Source organism: Rhizobacter sp. P2_D12 (assembly GCF_056404395.1).
The window spans coordinates 22467-44642 of sequence record NZ_JBFUEB010000005.1 but is presented as its reverse complement, the minus strand read 5'-3'; the positions used below and the strand labels follow the sequence as shown (position 1 = coordinate 44642).

General features: G+C 68.2%; 15 protein-coding genes. 11 read left to right on the top strand and 4 right to left on the bottom strand.

From position 1 onward, the window contains the following. Window positions 1–123 precede the first annotated feature (123 nt). From AC1DYN_RS02720 to parC, 7 genes are all read left to right on the top strand, one after another. Window positions 124–1665: a methyl-accepting chemotaxis protein gene (locus AC1DYN_RS02720; RefSeq protein ID WP_477957564.1), complete on the top strand. Its 1542-nt coding sequence runs from the start codon at window positions 124–126 to the stop codon at window positions 1663–1665. A gap of 99 nt (window positions 1666–1764) precedes the next feature. After that, on the top strand, window positions 1765–4257 hold the full coding sequence (locus AC1DYN_RS02715; protein WP_477957563.1) for a 2-oxoglutarate dehydrogenase E1 component: 2493 nt from the start codon (window positions 1765–1767) through the stop codon (window positions 4255–4257). A 164-nt stretch (window positions 4258–4421) separates the two neighbouring features. Further along, on the top strand, window positions 4422–6530 hold the full coding sequence (locus AC1DYN_RS02710) for an RICIN domain-containing protein (protein ID WP_477957562.1): 2109 nt from the start codon (window positions 4422–4424) through the stop codon (window positions 6528–6530). A 104-nt stretch (window positions 6531–6634) separates the two neighbouring features. Continuing rightward, window positions 6635–8608, top strand: coding sequence for a DNA topoisomerase IV subunit B (locus tag AC1DYN_RS02705; protein WP_477957561.1), 1974 nt, complete (start codon window positions 6635–6637; stop codon window positions 8606–8608). Beyond that, a complete protein-coding gene (locus tag AC1DYN_RS02700) occupies window positions 8605–9120 on the top strand; it encodes a GNAT family N-acetyltransferase (protein ID WP_477957560.1) in 516 nt (171 codons plus the stop codon). The genes AC1DYN_RS02705 and AC1DYN_RS02700 overlap by 4 nt, the downstream gene beginning before the upstream one ends. Continuing rightward, window positions 9117–9803, top strand: a complete 687-nt coding sequence (locus AC1DYN_RS02695; protein ID WP_477957559.1) for a lytic transglycosylase domain-containing protein — start codon at window positions 9117–9119, stop codon at window positions 9801–9803. The genes AC1DYN_RS02700 and AC1DYN_RS02695 overlap by 4 nt, the downstream gene beginning before the upstream one ends. After that, the gene (gene parC, locus AC1DYN_RS02690; RefSeq protein WP_477957558.1) at window positions 9800–12109 is read left to right on the top strand and encodes a DNA topoisomerase IV subunit A; all 2310 of its coding nucleotides are present in this window, start codon (window positions 9800–9802) and stop codon (window positions 12107–12109) included. The genes AC1DYN_RS02695 and parC overlap by 4 nt, the downstream gene beginning before the upstream one ends. Before the next feature lie 3 nt (window positions 12110–12112). Here parC and AC1DYN_RS02685 read toward each other — a convergent pair whose 3' ends face one another. The 3 genes from AC1DYN_RS02685 to AC1DYN_RS02675 all read right to left on the bottom strand — a co-directional run bounded on the left by AC1DYN_RS02685 (window position 12113) and on the right by AC1DYN_RS02675 (window position 13491). Continuing rightward, window positions 12113–12469 (bottom strand): hypothetical protein, encoded by a 357-nt coding sequence (locus AC1DYN_RS02685; protein ID WP_477957557.1) that lies wholly within the window; start codon window positions 12467–12469, stop codon window positions 12113–12115. Between the two features lie 72 nt (window positions 12470–12541). Next, window positions 12542–13021, bottom strand: a complete 480-nt coding sequence (locus tag AC1DYN_RS02680) for a disulfide bond formation protein B (protein ID WP_477957556.1) — start codon at window positions 13019–13021, stop codon at window positions 12542–12544. Between the two features lie 2 nt (window positions 13022–13023). Beyond that, window positions 13024–13491, bottom strand: a complete 468-nt coding sequence (locus tag AC1DYN_RS02675) for a RidA family protein (RefSeq protein WP_477957555.1) — start codon at window positions 13489–13491, stop codon at window positions 13024–13026. A 166-nt stretch (window positions 13492–13657) separates the two neighbouring features. Here AC1DYN_RS02675 and AC1DYN_RS02670 point away from each other — a divergent pair, with 166 nt between their 5' ends. Beyond that, the gene (locus tag AC1DYN_RS02670) at window positions 13658–15748 is read left to right on the top strand and encodes a PQQ-dependent sugar dehydrogenase (protein WP_477957554.1); all 2091 of its coding nucleotides are present in this window, start codon (window positions 13658–13660) and stop codon (window positions 15746–15748) included. Between the two features lie 23 nt (window positions 15749–15771). On the opposite strand, the gene AC1DYN_RS02665 is transcribed toward AC1DYN_RS02670, so the two are convergent. Continuing rightward, entirely contained in the window at window positions 15772–16908 is a 1137-nt protein-coding gene (locus AC1DYN_RS02665) for a leucine-rich repeat domain-containing protein (protein WP_477957553.1), read from the bottom strand. A 396-nt stretch (window positions 16909–17304) separates the two neighbouring features. On the opposite strand from AC1DYN_RS02665, the gene AC1DYN_RS02660 reads away from it, so the two are divergent. From AC1DYN_RS02660 to AC1DYN_RS02650, 3 genes are read left to right on the top strand one after another with little or no spacing between them, the layout of a single operon-like run. Beyond that, window positions 17305–19704: a DNA internalization-related competence protein ComEC/Rec2 gene (locus AC1DYN_RS02660; RefSeq protein ID WP_477957552.1), complete on the top strand. Its 2400-nt coding sequence runs from the start codon at window positions 17305–17307 to the stop codon at window positions 19702–19704. A gap of 49 nt (window positions 19705–19753) precedes the next feature. Continuing rightward, window positions 19754–21190 (top strand): circularly permuted type 2 ATP-grasp protein, encoded by a 1437-nt coding sequence (locus AC1DYN_RS02655; protein WP_477957551.1) that lies wholly within the window; start codon window positions 19754–19756, stop codon window positions 21188–21190. Between the two features lies 1 nt (window position 21191). Continuing rightward, complete coding sequence (locus AC1DYN_RS02650; protein ID WP_477957550.1) at window positions 21192–22163, top strand: alpha-E domain-containing protein; 972 nt, start codon at window positions 21192–21194, stop codon at window positions 22161–22163. The last annotated feature ends 13 nt before the right edge of the window (window positions 22164–22176 follow it).

Below are 22176 nucleotides of genomic sequence, written 5' to 3'. Positions count from 1 at the left end.
CGGCAAGGCAAAGTCGTAGCCATTCGTGAAAGACGGCTCAAAGTCGGACTTGATTGCACTTGCTGAAAGGCAAACGTTTCAACACCATTGCAGCATTAAACGAACAGTTCAGGGAGTAGAAGAATGATTCTTTCGAACCTCAAGATAGGTTCGCGGCTCGCGCTGGCCTTCTCGGTCGTCATCGCGTTGTTGCTCGTGATCCTGGCCGTCGCCACCTCGGTCCTGAACGGATTGAGCTCGGTGATGGACAACGTGGTCGACGACCGCTATGCGCAGATCGCGCTGGCCAACAAGATCAAGACCGTCGGCGACCACGGCGCCGTCACCGTCGGGCGCATCCTGCTGGCGACCACGCCGGAGCAGTTGAAGAAATACACCGACGAATACGCGGCCATTCGCGCGGCCAATACGCAGAACCTGGCCGATTTCGAGAAGCTGATCCACACCGACGAAGACAAGGCGCAATTCGCCGAGCAATCGGCGGCGCGCAAGGAATACGGCGTCGTGGTGCGCAAGGTCTTCGACCTGATGGCCGCCGGCAAGCGCGACGAGGCGATGGTGGTCTACCAGGACGAGATGGCCGCCCCCCAGGCGCGCTACTACGCGCTGATCGACAAGATGGTGGCGCGCCAGGCGCAGAGCATGGTGAACGACGTCGCCAGCGCCAAGACCACCTCGCGCTCGGCCAAGATGCAGATGATCGCCGCCTCGGTGCTGGCCATCCTGCTGGGCGTGGGCACGGCGTACTACATCACCCGCTCGATCACGCGCCCGATCCAGCGCGCCATCGGCCTGGCCGAATCGGTGGCGGCCGGCAACCTGACGCACCGCGTCGAGGTCGAGAGCAAGGATGAAGTCGGGCGGCTGATCACCGCGCTGCAGCACATGGTCGAGAGCCTGCACCGCATCGTCTCCGAGGTGCGCACCGGGGCCGACACCATCTCCACCGCGGCGCACGAGGTGTCGCAGGGCAACATGGACCTGTCGTCGCGCACCGAGCAGCAGGCGAGCGCGCTCGAAGAAACCGCCTCGGCGATGGAGCAGCTCACCGCGGCCGTCAAGCTCAGCGCCGACAGCGCGAGCCAGGCCAACCAGTCGGCGATCTCCGCGTCCACCGTCGCGACGCAGGGCGGCGAGGTCGTCGGCCAGGTGATCAACACGATGAGCTCGATCTCGACCTCGTCCAAGCGCATCGTCGAGATCATCGGCGTGATCGACGGCATCGCCTTCCAGACCAACATCCTGGCGCTGAACGCGGCCGTCGAGGCGGCGCGGGCCGGCGAGCAGGGCCGCGGTTTCGCGGTGGTGGCCGCCGAGGTGCGCAGCCTGGCTCAGCGCAGCGCGCTGGCGGCCAAGGAAATCAAGTCGCTGATCTCCGAATCGGTCGACCAGGTGGACCAGGGCAGCAAGATGGTCGAGCAGGCCGGCGTGACGATGAAGCAGGTGGTCAGCAGCATCAAGCGCGTCAGCGACATCGTCGCCGAGATCAGCGCTTCGAGCCGCGAGCAGAGCATGGGCATCGAGCAGGTCAACAGCGCGATCCTGCAGATGGACGATTCGACGCAGCGCAATGCGGCGATGGTGGAGCAGGGCACGGCCTCGGCCGGCGCGTTGAAGGACCAGGCTCGGCAACTGACCGACGTCGTGCGCGCCTTCGAGCTGTAGCCACCCGCTCACCCGACGGGGTGAGAGGAGACACCGTCGGGCGGCAGGCGCCACAGAGCGCCGTCCCGCCTTCCGCAACGTTTCTGTCAGGGGGATGGAATGTCAACCACGTCATACCACGCGGACGCCGAGTTGCGCCCGCTCCACATCGCACCGGACGTCCAGCGCTTCATCGACGCGCACCGCGAGCACGGGCACCGGCATGCGGCGCTCGACCCGCTGGGCGTGTCGAACCCGATGGGCGCGCAGGGCCTGGCGCCCGAGCGCTTCGGGCTGTCGCCCACCGATCCGCACACCGCCGAACTGGACCGGCGCCTGAAGGCCGCCTGGTGCGGGCCGCTGGCGCTCGACGCATCGGCCGTGCGGGACGAGACCCGCCGCGCCTGGCTGCACGCGCGCATGGAGGCCGATGCCGGCGCGGCGCCGCCGCCGGACACCGACCTGCTGGACCGCCTGATCCAGGTGCAGGCCTGGGAGCAGCACGTGGCGCAGCACTTCCCGCACGGCAAGCGCTTCTCGCTGGAAGGGTGCGAGGCGCTGCTGCCGCTGCTCGATGCGTTGATCGAGCAGGCGGCGGCGCACGGCGTCGCCGACGTCTTCATGGGCATGCCGCACCGCGGGCGCGTCAACGTGCTGGTCAACCTGCTGGGCATGGCCCCGGCGCAGGTGCTGGGGTACTTCGACGCGCAGGCGCCGCAGCCCGAACTGCAGCGCGACCTCGTCTACCACCTGGGCGGCCGGCGCACGCTGCCCACGCGCCATGGCGACGTGGCGTTGACGCTGGCGCACAACCCGTCGCACCTGCAGAGCGTCTACCCGGTCGTCACCGGCATGGCGCGCGCGAGCCGCAGCGCGGCGCTGGCGATCGTGATGCACGGCGACGCCGCATTCGCGGGCCAGGGCGTGGTGATGGAGACGCTGATGCTGACGCGCAAGCCGGGCTACACGGTGGGCGGCGTGTTGCACGTCATCATCAACAACCAGCTGGGCTTCACCGAGCCGAACCGGATGGACGCCGACGGCCAGCGCTATTGCACCGACGTGACCCGCATGGTCGACGCGCCGGTGCTGCGCGTGAACGCCGATGCGCCCGGGCAACTGCAGCGGGCCGCGGCGATCGCGCTGGACTACCGCCAGGCGTTCGCGAGCGACGTGGTGATCGACCTGATCGGCTACCGCCGGCTGGGCCATTCGGAGCACGACCTGCCGGCGCTGACCAGCCCGCACGTGTACCCGATGGCCGAGCGCAAGGCCTCGGTGGTCGAGGTGCATGGCGCGGCGCTGGTCGCGGCCGGCCGGGCCACCGAGGAGAGCATGGCGTCGTACATCGCCGACGCGCGGGCGGCGGCGTTCGAGGCGTTCGGGGCGCTGGAGGACTCCGCGCGCGAAGCGGTGCCGCGCCCGGCCGAGGCGCATGCAACGGCGCCGGCCGGGCTGTCGCTCGAGAACCTGCAAGCCGCGGTGTCGGCGATGACCCGGCTGCCGGCGGACTTCCAACCGCATCCGCTGGTGCAGTCGCTCGCACAGCAGTGGGAGCACGCGGTTCGYGGCGAGGACTCGCAGGTCGATTGGTGCCTGGCCGAGAACCTGGTCTATGCGACGACGTTGGCGGCCGGCGTCGACGTGCGCATCTCGGGGCTGGACGTGCAGCGCGGCACCTTCATGCACCGCCAGGCGGTGTGGCACAACCAGGGACAGGGGGGGGCGGCGGAATTCGTTCCGCTGCAGCAACTGGGTGCGGGTCGCTTCGAGGCGGTCAACTCGGTGCTGTCCGAAGAGGCGGTGCTGGGCTTCGAGTACGGGCACAGCGTGCAGGACACGCGCGGCCTGACGGTCTGGGAGGCGCAGTTCGGCGATTTCGTCAATGGCGCGCAGGTGTATGTCGACCAGTATCTCAGTGCCGGCGAGGAGAAGTGGGGCTGCCGTTCGGCGCTGGCGGTGTTGCTGCCGCATGGCTACGAGGGCATCGGGCCGGAGCATTCGAGCGCGTTCCTCGGGCGCTTCCTGCAGCTGTGCGGCGGCGACAACCTGCAGGTGACGGTCCCGTCGACCTCGGCGCAGTGGTTCCACCTGCTGCGCCGGCAGGCCTTCAACGCGGTGCGCAAGCCGCTGGTGGCGATGACGCCGAAGGTGGTGCTGTACAAGGAGCCGAACTCGCACTCGGGCTTGCGCGAGCTGCTGGAGGGGCGCTTCGAGCCGGTGCTAGGCGATGCCGACGTGGCGGATCCGCTGGCCGTGACGCGCGTGGTGGTGTGCAGCGGGAAGCTGTACTACGACTTGCACTGCGCCCGTGTCGCCCAGGGCCGGATCGACGTGGCCTTGCTGCGGCTGGAGCAGTTGTATCCGTTCCCGCATGAAGCAATGCGGCAGGCGCTGCAGTGCTACCCGAACGCGCGCGAGGTGGTGTGGGCGCAGGAGGAGACGCGCAACCAGGGCGCGTGGGCCTTCGTGCGCGATGACCTGGCGGCGGCCTGCCCGGCCGGCCTCGGGTTGAGCGAGGTGTCACGACCGGTGACCGCGTCGGGTGCGACGTCGTCGCAGGTGGTGCACCAGCGCGAGCAGCGCGATCTCGTCGCCGCAGCGCTGTCGTGACCCGGATGCCGATCCGGGATGTGTTGGACAAACCCGGATTGGCATCCGGGCTACAGATCGTGACATTGCCGGACACGGATCAAGGGTTAACCCGAAGGTGACTCCGGTCGCGCACAAGAAGAATCCCGGACTGGAACCGTTTCCACATTCACCCCAGTCCGCCCATGAAACTCCTGCAGCGTTTCGCTCTCCTCCCGCTGGCCGCCTTGATGCTGGCCGGCAATGCCCTGGCCCACAGCAGTTTCCTGAAGGTCGACGGCCGCACGGTGCGCAACCAGAACGGCACCGGCGACCCCATCTACCTGCGCGGCGTCAACCTCGGCGGCTGGCAGGTGCACGAGACCTGGATGTCGCCGCTGGCTGGCGCCGGCGACGACTACACGATGCGCAAGACGCTGAGCCAGCGCTTCGGCGACAGCGGCCGCGATGCGCTGATCAACGCCTACCAGGACAGCTACCTGCAGGAGAAGGATTTCCGCATCCTCGGCGACCTCGGCATGAGCGCGGTGCGCCTGCCGATCTACTACCTGAACCACATGAACGAAGACGGCTCGTGGAAGCGCGACCCGTCCGGCAAGATCGACTTCCGCCGCATCGAGTGGGTGGTCGCGATGGCGAAGAAGTACCGCATGTACGTCATCCTCGACCTGCACGGCGCTCCCGGTTCGCAGAACGGCGCCGACCACAGCGGCCGCATCGGCGGCTCGGGCGCGCTGTGGAACAACACCACGTTCCAGAACCAGTCGCTGAACTTCTGGCGCGAGATCGCCACGCGCTTCCGCGACGAGCCGACGGTGGCCGGCTACGACCTGCTGAACGAGCCGTCGCTCAGCTACCCGGCGCCGGCCACGCGCCCGGTGCTGGACATGTACGACCGGTTCTACAAGGAGATCCGTGCGGTCGACCCGAACCACATCGTGATCATGGAAGGCATCTGGGACTGGAGCGCGATCACGCGCCCGTCCGACTACGGGTGGACCAACGTGATCTACGAGTTCCACTACTACAACTGGGGCAACGAATCCAACTACCAGGCCCAGGTGAACTTCACCGAAGGCAAGATCAACCAGGAGAAGCAGTACCTGTCGTACAACGTGCCGCACTACGTCGGCGAGTTCATGCTGTTCAACCTGCAAAGCAGCTGGGAGTACGCGCTGCGCCGCTACAACGAGGCCGGCTGGCACTGGACCAGCTGGACCTACAAGGGCACCAACGTCGGCAACTGGGCGCTGTACAACAGCACCAACGCCGGCGCCAACACGCCCAACGTCGCCAGTGACTCGTACGCGACCATCGAAGCCAAGTGGCGCAACTGGGACGTCGAGAAGAACATGGCGCCCAACACCATGCTCAACAGCGTGTTCAAGGCGGCGCTCACCGGCAAGAACAGCCTGATCCGCAACCTGCAGTACGAAGGCAACTGGCGCGCCACCAACAAGCTCGAGGCCGAGCAGTTCTATGCGCAGAGCGGCGTCAGCTTCGATTCGACCGGCATCGGCAGCTTCGACGCCGGCGACTGGCTGCGCTACATCGACGTCGACTTCGGCAGCGGCGTCGACCGGCTGAAGCTGCGGCTGGCGGTGGATGCCGCCTATGCCGGCAAGCAGATCGAGCTGCACCTGGACAGCCCGACCGGCGCGCACGTCGGCACCGTCACCGTGCCCGGCACCGGCGGCTGGACGACGTTCCAGGAAGTGACCACGCCGATCCAGCGCAGCAGCGGCGTGCACAACATCTACCTGGTCGCCAAGGGCGGGTTGGGCGTCGCGAACCTCGACTGGCTGCAGTTCGAGGACTCGACCGGCAGCAACCAGCCGACGCCGCCGACCAACCCGCCGGCGACCGGGCCGGTGTCGGGCCAGGCCTATGCGATCGTCGCCAGGCACAGCGGCCGGGCGCTCGACGTGCGCGATCGCCTCACCACCGACGGCGCCCTGCTGCAGCAATGGAGCTACGGTGGCGGCAGCAACCAGCAATGGGTGGCGCAGAGCGCCGGCAACGGGCTGTGGCAGCTGCGCTCGGTGCTGAGCGGCAAGTGTGTGGACGTCACCGGCGTCAGCACGGCCAACGGCGCGGCGATCCAGCAATGGACCTGCACCGGCGGTGCGAACCAGCTGTTCAAGCTGGAAGACCAGGGCGGCGGCTACTTCTACCTGCGCGCCTCGCACAGCAACAAGTGCCTGGACGTGAGCGACGTGTCGACGGCGGATGGTGCGGCGGTGCACCAATGGGATTGCGTGGGGGGCGACAACGCACGCTGGACGTTCCGCTGACCCCGGATTGGCATCCGGGCTGCGAATCATGCAGCCCGGACGACAATCCGGGTGCTGCCTCGCCTACAACAGGATGTAACCGGACGGCTCCTAGAATCCGTCCCATGGCGACCAAACCCAATTCTTCCTACGGCGAGTCATCGATCCGTGTTCTCAAGGGCCTCGAGCCCGTCAAGCAGCGGCCGGGCATGTACACCCGCACCGACAACCCGCTGCACATCATCCAGGAGGTCATCGACAACGCGGCCGACGAGGCGCTGGCCGGCCATGGCAAACGCATCGACGTCGTGCTGCACACCGATGGCTCCGTCAGCGTGCAGGACGACGGCCGCGGCATCCCGTTCGGGCTGCACCCGGAGGAGCAGGTCCCGGTGGTCGAGATCGTCTACACCCGGCTGCACGCCGGCGGCAAGTTCGACAAGGGCTCGGGCGGCGCCTACAGCTTCTCCGGCGGCCTGCACGGCGTGGGCGTCAGCGTGACCAACGCGCTGGCGAAACGCCTCGAGGTCACCGTCTACCGCGAAGGCCAGGTGGCCCGGCTCGCGTTCTCGGGCGGCGACGTGATCGAGGCGCTGGTCGTGCGCAAGGCGGCCGCCGGCGATCGCAAGACCGGCACCACCGTGCGCGCCTGGCCGGACCCGAAATACTTCGAGAGCGTCGAATTCCCGAAGGCCGAGCTGACCCACCTGCTGCGCAGCAAGGCCGTGCTGATGCCGGGGGTGGTCGTGTCGCTGACGATCGAGAAGAGCGGCGAGGTGCTGAGCTGGACCTACAAGGGCGGCCTGCGCGACTACCTGATGCAGGCGCTCAGCGCCGACCCGGTGATCCCGTTGTTCGAGGGCGAGCGCTACGCCGACGCGCGCGAGACCGAGAACTTCGCCGAGGGCGAGGGCGCGGCCTGGTGCGTCGCCTTCACCGAAGAAGGCGCGCCGATGCGCGAGAGCTACGTCAACCTGATCCCGACGGTCAACGGCGGCACGCACGAATCCGGGCTGAAGGACGGCCTGTTCGGCGCGGTCAAGGGCTTCATCGACCTGCACAGCCTGCTGCCCAAGGGCGTCAAGCTGATGCCCGAAGACGTGTTCTCGCGCGCCAGCTTCGTGCTGTCGGCCAAGGTGCTCGATCCGCAGTTCCAGGGCCAGATCAAGGAGCGCCTGAACAGCCGCGACGCGCTGCGCCTGGTGTCCACCTACGTGAAGCCGGCGTTGGAGCTGTGGCTGAACCAGCACGTCGACCTGGGCCGCAAGTTGGCCGACCTGGTGATCCGGCAGGCGCAGACGCGCCAGCGCGCGAGCCAGAAGGTCGAGAAGCGCAAGGGCTCGGGCGTGGCCGTGCTGCCCGGCAAGCTGACCGATTGCGAGAGCCGCGACCTGAACCTGAACGAGCTGTTCCTGGTCGAGGGCGACTCGGCCGGCGGCAGCGCCAAGATGGGCCGCAACAAGGAAACCCAGGCGGTACTGCCGCTGCGCGGCAAGGTGCTGAACTCCTGGGAGGTCGAGCGCGACCGGCTGTTCGCCAACAACGAGATCCACGACATTGCCGTGGCGATCGGTGTCGATCCGCACGGCGCCAACGACACGCCCGACCTGTCCGGCCTGCGCTACGGCAAGATCTGCATCCTGAGCGACGCCGACGTCGACGGCTCGCACATCCAGGTCTTGCTCTTGACGCTCTTTTTCCGCCATTTCCCGAAGCTGATCGAGCGCGGCAACGTCTACATCGCCAAGCCGCCGCTGTTCCGCGTCGATGCGCCGGCGCGCGGCAAGAAGCCGGCCGCCAAGCTGTACGTGCTCGACGAAGGCGAACTGGCGGCCACGCTCGACAAGCTGCGCAAGGAAGGCGCGCGCGACAACAGCTGGACCATCGGCCGCTTCAAGGGCCTGGGCGAGATGAATGCCGAGCAGCTGTGGGACACCACGCTGAACCCCGACACGCGGCGCCTGCTGCAGGTGGCCTTCGGCGCGCTCGACTTCGCGGGCACCACCGAGTCGCTGACCAAGCTGATGGGCAAGGGCGAGGCGGCGGCGCGTCGCGAGCTGATGGAGCTGCACGGTGACGACGTCGAGGTCGACGTGTGAATGCTTCCGCAAGCTCGGTGCGCCTGAGGCCGACGATGCAGAGCGACCTGGACTTCGTGCTGAGTGTCGAGCGGGACCCGGCCAACCTGCCGTTCATCACGCCCTGGGACCGCACGCAGCACGAGGGCGCGATCCGCTTTCCGGATTTCCGGCACTTCATCGTCGAGGCCGGCACCGGCACGCAGGCCGCCGGCTTCGTGATCCTGCAGGGCTGCCGCAACCCGCACCACTCGGTCGAGCTGAAGCGCATCGTGCTGCAGGACAAGGGCCGCGGCCTCGGCCGGGCCTGCGTGCGCCTGCTCGCCGGCATGGCCTTCGAATCGCTCGGTGCGCACCGCTTCTGGCTCGACGTGAAAGCCCGCAACGTGCGCGCGCAGGCGCTCTACCGCAGCGAGGGCTTCGTCGAGGAAGGCCGGCTGCGCGACAGCGTGAAGGACGAGGACGGCTGGGACTCGCTGGTCGTGATGTCGCTGCTCGAGCACGAGTACCGCGCCCGGAAGGCTGCCGCGTGAAGACCCTGCTGGCGAAGACCTGGCTGTCGATGGCCGCCCTGGCCGTGCCCGCGCTCGCGCAAGCCGAGCTGTGGGGCTACGTCGACGGCAGCGGCACAGCGCACCTCGCGCCGACCCAGGTCGACTCGCGCTACCACCTGGTGCTGGGCGACTCGAAAGGCGACCAGCGCGTGCCCGGCAAGACCGACGCCGCCGGCGGCCTGCTGACCTGGCTCGAATTCGCGCCCGAGGTCAAGTCGCTGCAGCCGCTGCTGCGCGAGGCGGCCGCGCAGCACGGCGTCGACATCGAGCTGCTGAAGGCCATCATCGCGGTCGAGTCGGGCTTCAACCCGAAGGCGGTCTCGCCGCGCGGCGCGCTCGGCCTGATGCAGCTGACGCCCGTCTCGGCGCAGCACTATGGCGGGCTGACCGGCGCCGTGCGCGATCAATTGCTCGACCCGCGCACCAACATCCTTGCCGGTGCGCGCATGCTCTCCACCCTGACGCGCCGCTTCGGCCGCATCGACGTCGCGCTCGCGGCGTGGAATGCCGGCGAATCGGCGGTGCGCAAGGCCGGCGGCGAGATGCCGGCCATCCCCGAAACCCAGGCGCACGTGCACCTGGTGCTGGAGCTGTACTGGGCGCTGCTGCAGGCCCGCATGCCGCGCGAACTCCAGATCCACGACGGCAAACAACCACAATGACGACCGACCTCTTCGACACCGGCGATTCCAACGACGCCATCACGCTGGCCCACTACGCCGAACGGGCCTACCTCGAATACGCGCTCAGCGTCGTGAAGGGCCGCGCGCTGCCCGACGTCTGCGACGGCCAGAAGCCTGTGCAGCGGCGCATCCTGTACGCGATGCAGCGCCTGGGCCTGGCCTTCAGCGGCACGGCCGGGGCTCGGCCGGTCAAGAGCGCGCGCGTCGTCGGCGACGTGATCGGCAAGTTCCACCCGCACGGCGACCAGGCGGCCTATGACGCGATGGTGCGCATGGCGCAGGACTTCTCGCAGCGTTACCCGCTGGTCGACGGCCAGGGCAACTTCGGCTCGCGCGATGGCGACAACGCGGCGGCGATGCGCTACACCGAAGCGCGCCTGGCGCCGATCTCGCGCCTGCTGCTCGACGAACTCGACGAAGGCACGGTCGACTTCGTGCCCAACTACGACGGTGTCGAACGCGAGCCCCGGTTGCTGCCGGCACGCCTGCCGTTCGTGCTGCTGAACGGCGCGAGCGGCATCGCGGTCGGCCTGGCCACCGAGCTGCCGTCGCACAACCTGCGCGAGATTGCCGCCGCCACCGTGGCGCTGATCCGCAACGAGTCGCTGAGCGACGACGAGCTGTTCACGCTGGTGCCCGGCCCCGATTACCCGGGCGGCGGCCAGATCATCAGCGCGCCGGAAGACATCCGCGCCGCGTACACCACGGGTCGCGGCAGCCTGAAGGTGCGCGCGCGCTGGAAGATCGAAGACCTGGCGCGCGGCCAGTGGCAGCTGGTGATCAACGAGCTGCCGCACGGCACCAGCGTGCAGAAGGTGCTCGAAGAGATCGAGGAGCTGATCAACCCGAAGGTCAAGGCCGGCAAGAAGGCGCTGGCCGCCGAGCAGGTGCAGCTGAAGGCGAYCGTGCTGGCGGTGCTGGACGCGGTGCGCGACGAATCGAACAAGGATGCGCCGGTGCGCATCGTGATCGAGCCCAAGACCAGCCGCATCGAGCAGCAGGACCTGATCAACACCTTGCTCGCCCACACCAGCCTGGAGAGCTCGGCACCGATCAACCTGACGATGATCGGCGCCGACGGCCGGCCGACGCAGAAGACGCTGCGGCTGATGCTGCAGGAGTGGATCGAATACCGCGCGCAGACGGTGCAGCGGCGCACCCAGCACCGCCTCGACAAGGTGCTGGAGCGCATCCACGTGCTCGAGGGCCGGCAGCTGGTGCTGCTGAACATCGACGAGGTGATCCGCATCATCCGCCAGTCGGACGAGCCGAAGGCGGCGCTGATCGAGCGCTTCAAGCTCAGCGACCGCCAGGCCGACGACATCCTCGAACTGCGGCTGCGCCAGCTGGCGCGGCTGGAGTCGATCAAGATCGAGCAGGAGCTGAAGGACCTGCGCGGCGACCGCGACAAGCTGCAGGAGATCCTGGGCAGCCCGGCCGTGCTGCGCCGCACGATGATCAAGGAGATCGAGGCCGACGCCAAGCAGTACGGCGACGACCGGCGCACGCTGATCCAGGCCGGCAAGCGCACCGTGCTGGAGGTGAAGGTGCTCGACGAACCGGTCACCGTGGTGGTGAGCCTGAAGGGCTGGGCGCGTGCGCTGAAGGGGCACGAAGTCGACCCGGCGGCGGTCGCCTTCAAGGCCGGCGACGGGCTGTACGGCACCTTCCCGTGCCGCAGCGTCGACACCTTGCTGGTGTTCGGCAGCAACGGCCGCGTGTACTCGATCCCGGCAGCCCAGTTGCCGGGCGGGCGCGGCGACGGCCAGCCGATCACGACGCTGGTCGACCTGGAAAGCGGTACCCAGCCGCTGCACTACTTTGCGGCGAGTGCCGAGACGAAGCTGCTGCTGTCCAACACCGGCGGCTTCGGGCTGCTGGCCCAGGTGTCCGACATGGTCAGCCGCCAGCGCGGCGGCAAGGGCTTCCTGTCGCTGGAAGAGGGCGACAAGCTGCTGCCGCCGGTGCCGCTGGCGGCCGCGCACACGCAGGTGGCCTGCCTGAGCCTGTCGGGCCGGCTGCTGGTGTTCGCGCTGGACGAACTGAAGCTGCAGTCGAACGGCGGGCGCGGGCTGACGCTGATGGACGTGGACGCGAAGGACCCGCTGGTTTCCACCGCGACCTGCGCCGGCACGCTGAAGGTGCTGGGCCTGGGCCGCGGCGGCAAGCCGAAGGAAGAGGACCTGAAGGGCGCATCGCTCGCCGTCTACGGCGGCAAGCGGGCGCGCAAGGGGAAGGTGCTGGAGGCGGGGATGAAGCCGCAGCGGGTGCTGGCGGGCGCTTGATCCTCAGTGCTTGCGCGTCTGCAGCGAATGCCGCCCATCCGGCTGTGACGCGCGCTTGCGCGCCGGCACGACGCGTTCGGGCCGCGCGGCGCGCACGGGTTTGGGTGGGGGTTCGGGCTGGACTTCGTGCGGCGCCGATGGCGGCGTCACCTGTCCGATGGTGGGAAAAGTAGGCGCCGGCAGCGCCGCGAGCCAGAAGCTCCAGGCCGAGCGGCTGGCACTGAGCATGTGTTCCCAGTTGCGTGCCTGCCAGGCCGCGAAGTGCTCGACGCCCCACGGGCCGCGCCACAGCGGCGGGGGTTCGGTGGCGGTCGGGTTGTCCGGCCGCGGTTCCCACCACGAATTCCAGTGCCACATCATGTCGTGTCCCCGGTAGTGCAGGTAGGGGGACAGCTTAGCGCGATGGTGGCGCGGGCGCCACCTTGCACTGCATCAGCGCGAGCGCAGTGCGGACAACACCAGCAGCCCGAGCACCGCAAACAACGCGAGGCTCCAGAACTCGAACGGCACGCCGAGGATGGACACCGCGGCTTCGGCGCAGCTGCCGGTCACCGAGAACACCGACGGGATCAGCTTGTCGATGCCGATGCCGCTGATGATCTTGTCGGCGAAGGTCAGGTTGCACGAGGTCGACTTGGCGGCCACCAGGTTCTGGTACAGCGCCGCCGCGATGCCGCAGGCACTCAGCACCACCGCGATGCCGCCCAGCGCCACGCGTGCCCCGCCGCGCAGCCAGGCCGCGACCACGCAGACGATGGCCACCACCGCGAACAGCAGGCGCTGCAGGATGCACCACGGGCAGGGGCGCATGTCGAACATGTATTGCGCGAACAGCGCGGCGCCGATGGCCAGCACGCACAGCACGGCGACGGCATACAGGCGCTGCGTCGCGCCGAAACGGGAGGCGGCCATCGTCAGGCCACCTGGGCAATCAGCTCGATCTCGACGCAGGCGCCCATCGGCACCTGGGCCACGCCGAAGGCGCTGCGGGCGTGCTTGCCCTGTTCGCCGAACACCTCGGCCAGCAGCTCGGAGCAACCGTTGGTGACCAAGTGCTGCTCGGTGAAGTCGCCGGTGCTGTTGACCAGGCTCATCACCTTGACGATGCGCTCGACCTTGTTCAGGTCGCCGCCGACGGCCGCCTGCAGCGTGCCCAGCAGGTCGATCGCGATCGCGCGCGCGGCCTGCTTGCCGGTCGCGGTGTCGACGTCGCGGCCCAGCTGGCCGACCCAGGGCTTGCCGTCGCGCTTGGCGATGTGGCCCGACAGGAAGACCAGGTTGCCGGTGCGCACGAAGGGCACGTAGGCGGCGGCGGGGATGGACACCGGCGGGAGTTCGATGCCGAGGGCTTTCAGGCGGTCGTAGACGGAGGTGGCGGTCATGGCAGGCGAGGGCAGGTGAGAGTGGCGGGGATCCTACCCAAGTTCGCCGGCAATCTGGAATCTGCGGGTATCCGACGGCGGGAACGACTGATTACAGAACCGAACCTGGATTCCACGGATGATGTTTGCAGAACAAATGTTCTTCAACAGCTCAAGGAGGCTCACCATGGACATCACCACGACCTGGAAGATCCCGAACGCAGGCGCGCTGCGGCGGCTTGCCTGGTGCGGACCGCTGGCCCTCGCGTCGGCGTTCGCCGCGTTGCCCGGTGCGGCCGCTGCCGCGACGACGACACTGGTCGGCAAGGCCAGCGGACGCTGCATGGACGTCACCGGCAACAGCATGACCGCGGGTGCGAGGGTCCAGATCTGGGACTGCCATGGTGGCGCCAACCAGAAATGGGAGTTCACCGCCTCCGGCGAGCTGCGCACCTTCGGCGGCACGCGCTGCCTCGATGCCAAGGGCCAGGGCACCGCGAACGGCACGCCGGTCAGCTCGTACACCTGCAACGGCCAGGCCAACCAGCAGTGGCGCTACAACGCCAACGGCACGATCCAAGGCTCGCAGTCGGGGCTGTGCCTGGATGTCACGAGCGCCAGCAACGCCAACGGGGCACCGCTGCAGCTGTGGGCCTGCCACGGCAACGGCAACCAGGTGTGGACGCGCAGCGACGGCGGGACCAACGACACCCAGGCGCCGTCGATCCCCGGCAACCTGCGCAGCGCCAACCTGCAATGCCGCTCGGTCACGCTGTCGTGGTCGGCTTCGACCGACAACGTCGGCGTCGCGTTCTACGACATCTACCACGACGGCCAGGCCATGGCCTCGGTGAGCGGCAGCACGCTCAGCACCTCGCTCACCTTGACCCCGGGCGCCAGCTGGGGGCTGTACGTGAACGCCCGCGACGCGGCCGGCAATGTCTCGCAGGCCAGTGCGACGCTGCCGATCACGGTGCCGCAGTGCAGCGCCGACACCGAGCCGCCCACCACGCCCGCCGGCCTGACCGGCACGGTGGCCGGCACCGCCGCGACGCTGAACTGGAAGGCCTCGACCGACAACGTCGCGGTGAGCGCGTACGACATCTACCGCGACGATGCCAAGGTCGGCTCCACCTCCAACCTGAGCTACACCGACAGCGGCCTGGCGGCCAACACCACCTACCGTTATGCGGTGGCGGCGCGCGATGCACAGGGCAACGTGTCGTCGCGCAGCACCAGCGTCAGCCTGACGACGGGCGGCGCCTGCAGCAACCCGGTGTGCTCGGTGGGCCAGGTGGCCGCCGACACCGACGTCCCCTGGGGCCTGGTCACGCTGCCCGACGGCAACATCCTCTACAGCCGCCGCGATGCGCAGGACATCATCCGGCTGAACCCCGCCACCGGCGCCAAGACCACCGTCGGCAAGATCCCGAACGTGTCGGGCACCGACGGCGAGGGCGGCTTGATGGGCTTGGCGGTGACGCCGGCCTTCCCGGCGACCGACCCGTGGCTCTACGTGATGCACACGACGGCCAGCGACAACCGCGTGATCCGCCTGAAGTACGTCAACGGCACGCTCGACACGTCGACGATCCAGGTGCTGCTGAGCGGCATCCTGCGCAACAAGTACCACAACGGCGGGCGGCTGCGCTTCGGCCCGGACGGCAAGCTCTACGTGGCCACCGGCGATGCGCAGAACGGCGCCAACGCGCAGAACACCAGCGGGCTGAACGGCAAGGTGCTGCGGATGAACCCGGACGGCACGCGGCCGTCCGATAACCCGTTCGGCAACTACGTGTGGAGCTATGGCCACCGCAACCCGCAAGGCCTGGCCTTCGATGCGCAGGGCCGGCTGTGGGAGCAGGAGTTCGGCGACGGCACGATGGACGAGACCAACCTGATCCAGAAGGGTGGCAACTACGGCTGGCCCGACTGCGAAGGCACCTCGTCGCGCAGCGGCGGCGGCTGCGGCACCTCGGGCTACATCGCGCCCAAGCACACCTACCCGACGGCGGATGGCTCGTGCAGCGGCATCGCGATCGTGCGCGGCGTGCTGTACGTGGCCTGCCAGCGCGGCACGCGGGTGTATCGCGAAGTGATCAGCGGCGACAGCCTGACCAACGTGCAGGAACTGTTCCGCGGGACCTACGGCCGCATCCGCACGGTGGAGCCGACGATCGACGGCAACCTGTGGATGACCACCACCAACACCGGGGACAAGGACAGCACGCCCAACAACAGCAACGAGAAGATCTTCAAGGTGATGTTGGGGAATTAGTCGGCCTCGTCGAAGCCGCTTCGTCAAAGGGGCCTTTTGCCGAAGGCGGCTTCGACCAAACCATCCGCAGTCTTCAGGTCGTTCATCTGGTCGATCTTGATGAGCTGCTTCGCGATCTCATTCGAGAGATCGAGTGGCAGCACCCTGCCGGCATTGAAGATCAGACCCAAGATCCATCCGGTGCGCGACGGCATCTGCTGTTGCCACGCGCAGTTTTTCACCGTCACGGCTTGGCCAACGGCTTGGAGGGCCAAGTTGCTGCACACGAAGGTCAATAGCGACTTGTTTGCTCTCAATGCCGGTTTCAGGATTTCCTTGGCCTCTTCGGATGTGCCTCCGATGCCGATGTGGATCTCGAGAAAGGAGAGGTGACAGTGCTCGCTTCTCAGGGTAGACGCGATTGCTTCGGCCAGCGCCTTGCCTAGATGGTCGACCCCAAGGGAAAGCGACATCAAGCTGGTGCTTGTGGCGATCCCGGTGTAGATGGGGGCCAAGGAGACGTCGAGGGGCGAAGTCTTGGATTTCCTTGTCAGCACACCTCGCCGAAGCTCCCGCTTGACGGCTTGTTTGATGCTCTTTTTGTGCCGGCTGTCGTACTCGCAATGGGGATAGAACGAGATGTCCCTGATGTCAAGGTGATGCAGCGTATTCGCTTCGATCAGTTCGCCAAGAGCCTTGGCGTCTTTGCTAGCGCCCCGTGCTGAGCGGAGGCTGAACTCTTCGAGGTTGGGACTCTTCTGTGCCGCCTTGCAGATTGCGGCGATACCACCGTTGCTTCGATGCTGGTCGAGATTGATGGCTGTCAGCTTCTCGTTGGCCTTCAGTGCGAGAGCCAGCATGCCCAGCCCTTTGTCAGTGAATCGGTTGGAGCCGAGGTTGAGGACCTTGAGATGAGGGTGGCGCTTGAGCTCTTCGGCGATAACGCCCATGTGCTGGTCGTTCAGGCTGCAGCTCGCAAGACTCAGCGCCCTGACTGGCGTGGTCTGGAGCAGCTTGGCGACAAGTTGCACTTCATCCTCCGTGATGGCGCGGGGCCAGAAGGAATAGGTGAATCCTATCGGCACCGGATGCATGCGGGAGATGCACCACTCGTTGACAACCCATTCCAGGGCCTCGGGCGCCATGTCCTCTGTCAGCTGCAGTCCCGCTACGGGTTGCATCTTGTGGTTCTCGACTGGTTCAGACCGACGGCTCAGCCATTCCAGGATGGGGCCGTTGCGTTCCTGGATGCAGATGCGGAGGGCCCGTTGCCACGCGTACCGCCAATCGCGCTGCTCCCATGGATCCCGGGCCTTGAGCGCAAGGAATTCCTGAAGAGCCTCTTCGAGCTCCCTGCTTGTGCTGCGTGGCGGGCTCGATGCCGCGATCGGGCACGGTGGCAGCTGTTCCGAATGCTTGCATGAACTGCTCAAGGATCCTGATTTTTGTACTGGGCGCACCGAGAAACTCCTGCCGAGGGTGATGAGTGCGATTCAGTAACGTGCCACGGGCCTGAGTTCAGCTTCTTCGCGCCGTTCCGCATCCGCAGCCAGGAGCGTCCCACCTACACTCGCACGATGGGCGGAGCAGGCGGCTTGGTTCTCGCAGGCACGGCGGTCGCATGGCTGCTGGGGGTGGCCTGGCAACTCCAGCAACCGGCGATTCGATCAATGACAACCGGTGCGTGGTTGTTGGTGGCGGCCATCTCCTGTGGGGTGCTCGCATGGCGCTGGCGCCGCTGGGCTGTGCTTGGCGCGGTCGCGGCAGCGCTGGCCGGCTTTGCCATGGCCGACCTGCGTTCGGGCGTGCGCCTCGCCGAGCTGCTCCCTGCGTCGCTCGAAGGCCAGGACCTCGAACTGACCGGCGTCGTCGCCAGCCTTCCCGACCACACCCCCGCCGGCCTGCAATTCCGCTTCGAGGTCGACCAGGCGCGCCACCGCGGCGAGCGCGTCGCCGTTCCGCCGTTGCTGTCCCTCGGCTGGTACAAGGGCTGGCATGACGAAGGCGCGTTGAGCGGCCCGCAGTCCGAACTGCGCGCCGGCCAGGCCTGGCGCTTCACCGTGCGCCTGCGCCAGCCGCACGGCAACCTGAACCCGCAGGGCTTCGACTACGAACTGCTGCTGTTCGAGCAAGGCGTGCGCGCCACCGGCTACGTGCTGGGCGACCGCGCCGAGCTGCTCGACCCCGCCGCCGCCCACCCGGTCGAACGCCTGCGCCAGCAGGTGCGCGACCGCCTCTACGAACGCGTCGCCGATCCGCAAGCCGCCGGCGTGCTGGCCGCGCTGGCGGTCGGCGACCAGTCCGCCATCGAGCGCAGCGACTGGCAGCTGTTCCGCACCACCGGCATCGCCCACCTGGTCAGCATCAGCGGCCTGCACGTCACGATGTTCGCGTGGTTGGCCGGCGCCGCGGCCGGCTGGCTGTGGCGGCGCTCGGTGCGCGCGATGCTGTGGCTGCCGGCGCCGCTGGCGGCGCGCTGGATCGGGCTGGCCGCGGCGATGGCCTATGCACTGTTTTCCGGCTGGGGCGTGCCGGCCCAGCGCACCATCTGGATGCTCGCGGTCGTCACGCTGCTGCAGGCCGGCGGGCGTCGCTGGCCGTGGACGCTGGTGCTGCTGGCCGCGGCCGTCGTCGTCAGCGCCTTCGACCCCTGGGCGCTGCTGCAGCCGGGCTTCTGGCTGTCGTTCATGGCGGTGGGGCTGCTGATGGCGTCCGAGCCGGTGCACGGCCGCGTGCAACCGCCCGAAGGAGGGCGCTGGGCCGCCCTGCGCCGCGCCGTGGCCGGCGGGCTGCGCACCCAGCTCATCGCCACCGTCGGCCTGGCGCCGCTGACGCTGATCTTCTTCCAGCAGATCTCGCTGGTCGGCTTCGCGGCCAACCTGGTGGCGATCCCGCTGGTCACGCTGGTGATCACGCCGCTGGCGCTGCTGGGTGCGGCCTGGCCGCTGCTGTGGACGGCCGGGGCCTGGGTCGAGCAGCAGCTGGTCGCCGGCCTCACGCTGCTGGCGCAGGTGCCGATGGCGGTGTGGAACGTCCCGGCCGCCCCGGGCTGGGCCCAGCTCGCCGGCCTGCTCGCCGCCGCCTTGCTGGTGCTGCCCTTGCCCTGGCGCCTGCGCCTGCTCGCGCTGCCGCTGGCCTTGCCCTTGCTGATGCCGCCGCTGGACCGTCCATCCGCCGGCCAGTTCGAGCTGGTCGCGCTCGACGTCGGGCAGGGCACCGCCGTGCTGCTGCGCACGCAGCGCCACCTGCTGGTCTACGACGCCGGCCCGCAGTACTCGCGCGAGACCGATGCCGGCCAGCGCGTGCTGCTGCCGCTGCTGCGCGCGCAGGGCGAGTCGCGCATCGACCGGCTGGTGCTGAGCCACCGCGACGCCGACCACACCGGCGGCGCCGCCGCGCTGCTGGCCGGCCTGCCGGTGGACGAACTGCACAGCTCGCTCGAGGACGGCCACCCACTGCACGAGGCCGGCGCACCCAGCACCCGCTGCGTCGCCGGCCAATCCTGGGACTGGGACGGCGTGCAGTTCCAGATGCTGCACCCGTTTCCCGACGACTACGGCCGCGCCCGCAAGCCCAACGCCGTCTCGTGCGTGCTGCGCGTCAGCGCCGGCGGCCGCAGCGCGCTGCTGGCCGGCGACATCGAGCGCGAACAGGAAGGCGCGCTGGTCGAGCGCAGCCGCGACTTGCTGCGCAGCGAGCTGCTGCTGGTCGCCCACCACGGCAGCCGCACCTCGTCGACCGCCGATTTCCTCGATGCGGTGCAGCCGCAGGTGGCGCTGATCCAGGCCGGCTACCGCAACCGCTTCGGCCACCCGGTGCCCGAGGTGCTGGCCCGGCTGCACGAGCGCGACGTGCTGGTGGCCGCCAGCCCGTCCTGCGGCGCCTGGCGCTGGCGCAGCGACCACCCGGCCGCTGCTGGCGTTTGCGAGCGTGACCGGGCGCGGCGCTACTGGCACCATCGGGTGGCGTCTCCCTGACGTGAATGGCCTGGAATTTGCTAACCTGAACCCCGAGGAGACTGAACCGATGAGAGCGAGCTTCGACGAGATGCAGGCCACCAGCACCACGGTGCGCGAGCACTACCGGGTGTACGACCGCTGGCTGGCCCAGCAGCCGGGCGACGTGATGCGCTCGCGCCGCGAAGAAGCCGAGATGATCTTCCGCCGCGTCGGCATCACCTTCGCGGTGTACGGCGCCAAGGACGAAGACGGCTCCGGCACCGAGCGCCTGATCCCGTTCGACCTGATCCCGCGCGTGATCCCGGCCTTCGAGTGGACCGAGATGGAAGCCGGCCTGCGCCAGCGCGTGACCGCGCTGAACCGCTTCATCCACGATGTCTACCACGCCCAGGAGATCATCAAGGCCGGCATCGTGCCGGGCGACCAGATCTTCAAGAACGCGCAGTTCCGCCCCGAGATGATGGGCGTCGACGTGCCGGGCGGCGTGTATTCGCACATCAGCGGCATCGACATCGTGCGCGCCGCCAACCCCGACGGCAGCGGCTCGTACTACGTGCTCGAGGACAACCTGCGCGTGCCCAGCGGCGTGAGCTACATGCTCGAGAACCGCAAGATGATGATGCGGCTGTTCCCCGAGCTGTTCAGCCAGCACCGCATCGCGCCGGTCGCGCACTACCCCGACCTGCTGCTCGAGACCCTGCGCGCGGTCGCGCCGGCCGCCGTCAACGACCCGACCGTGGTGGTGCTGACGCCCGGCATGTACAACAGCGCCTACTTCGAGCACGCCTTCCTTGCGCAGCAGATGGGCGTCGAGCTGGTCGAGGGGCAAGACCTGTTCGTCAAGGACAACTTCGTCTACATGCGCACGACGCAGGGGCCGAAGCGGGTCGACGTGATCTACCGCCGCGTCGATGACGACTTCCTCGACCCGCTGGCCTTCCGGCCCGATTCGACGCTGGGCTGTGCCGGCCTGCTGAGCGTCTACCGCGCCGGCAACGTGACGCTGTCCAACGCCATCGGCACCGGCGTGGCCGACGACAAGTCGATCTACCCGTACGTGCCGAAGATGATCGAGTTCTACCTCGGCGAGAAGCCGATCCTGAACAACGTGCCGACCTGGCAGTGCCGCAACGACGAGGACCTCAAGTACGTGCTGGCCCACCTGGGCGAGCTGGTCGTCAAGGAGGTGCACGGCGCCGGCGGCTACGGCATGCTGGTCGGCCCGGCCGCGACGAAGGAGGAGATCGCCGATTTCCGCAAGGCGCTCGAGGCCAACCCGGCCGGCTACATCGCGCAGCCGACGCTCAGCCTGTCGACCTGCCCGACCTTCGTCGACAGCGGCATCGCGCCGCGCCACATCGACCTGCGCCCGTTCGTGCTGAGCGGCAAGACGGTGCAGATGGTGCCGGGCGGGCTGACGCGCGTCGCGCTGAAGGAAGGCTCGCTGGTGGTCAACTCGTCGCAGGGCGGCGGGACCAAGGACACGTGGATGCTGGAGGCCTGAGATGCTGTCAAGAACCGCCGATCACCTCTTCTGGATGGCCCGCTACATGGAGCGCGCCGAGAACACCGCCCGCATGCTGGACGTCAACTACCAGACCTCGCTGCTGCCGCAATCGGCCGATGCCGCCGAGAATGGCTGGAAGGGCCTGCTGAGCATCTCCGAGCTGAGCCCCGACTATGCCAAGCGCTACGGCGAGGTCGACGCGCGCAAGGTGATGGACTACATGGTCAGCGACGAGCGCAACCCGTCCAGCATCTACAGCTGCCTGATGGCCGCGCGCGAGAACGCCCGCGCGGTGCGCGGCACCCTGACCACCGAGGTGTGGGAGACGCAGAACCAGACCTGGCTCGAGTTCCAGCGCATGCTGCGCCACAAGACCTTCCAGAAGGACCCGGGCGAGGGCTTCGAATGGGTCAAGTTCCGCTCGCACCTGTCGCGCGGCGTGACGGTGGGCACGATGCTGCAGGACGAGGCCTTCCACTTCCTGCGCATCGGCAGCTTCCTCGAGCGCGCCGACAACACCGCGCGCATGCTGGACGTCAAGTTCCACGCGGTCGAGAGCGAATTTTTCGGCACCGGCACGGCCAACGGCAACGGCAAGGACCAGGAATACGATTTCTACCACTGGTCGGCGATCCTGCGATCGGTGTCCGGCTTCGAGGTCTACCGCAAGGCCTACCGCAACGTGATCCGCCCCGAGAAGGTGGYCGAGCTGCTGATCCTGCGCGCCGACATGCCGCGCTCGCTCGCGGCCTGCATGGACGAAGTGGTCAACAACCTGCGCCAGGTGGCCAACGAGCAGTCGTCCGACACGCTGCGCCGCGCCGGCCGGCTGCAGGCCGACCTGCGCTTCGGCCGCATCGACGAGATCCTGGCCACCGGCCTGCATGCCTTCCTGACGCAGTTCCTCGAGCGCGTGGGCACGCTGGGGGTGGGCATCAGCCGCGACTTCCTCGTGCCGGTCGCCGCGTGATGACGAAGCCCGT

Coding starts and splice junctions, on each gene's coding strand:
- AC1DYN_RS02665 (WP_477957553.1), bottom strand. CDS start 16,908: ATGCAACCCGTAGCGGGACTGCAGCTGACAGAGGACATGGCGCCCGAG.
- AC1DYN_RS02710 (WP_477957562.1), top strand. CDS start 4,422: ATGAAACTCCTGCAGCGTTTCGCTCTCCTCCCGCTGGCCGCCTTGATG.
- AC1DYN_RS02670 (WP_477957554.1), top strand. CDS start 13,658: ATGGACATCACCACGACCTGGAAGATCCCGAACGCAGGCGCGCTGCGG.
- AC1DYN_RS02660 (WP_477957552.1), top strand. CDS start 17,305: ATGGGCGGAGCAGGCGGCTTGGTTCTCGCAGGCACGGCGGTCGCATGG.
- AC1DYN_RS02720 (WP_477957564.1), top strand. CDS start 124: ATGATTCTTTCGAACCTCAAGATAGGTTCGCGGCTCGCGCTGGCCTTC.
- AC1DYN_RS02655 (WP_477957551.1), top strand. CDS start 19,754: ATGAGAGCGAGCTTCGACGAGATGCAGGCCACCAGCACCACGGTGCGC.
- AC1DYN_RS02680 (WP_477957556.1), bottom strand. CDS start 13,021: ATGGCCGCCTCCCGTTTCGGCGCGACGCAGCGCCTGTATGCCGTCGCC.
- AC1DYN_RS02705 (WP_477957561.1), top strand. CDS start 6,635: ATGGCGACCAAACCCAATTCTTCCTACGGCGAGTCATCGATCCGTGTT.
- AC1DYN_RS02675 (WP_477957555.1), bottom strand. CDS start 13,491: ATGACCGCCACCTCCGTCTACGACCGCCTGAAAGCCCTCGGCATCGAA.
- AC1DYN_RS02685 (WP_477957557.1), bottom strand. CDS start 12,469: ATGATGTGGCACTGGAATTCGTGGTGGGAACCGCGGCCGGACAACCCG.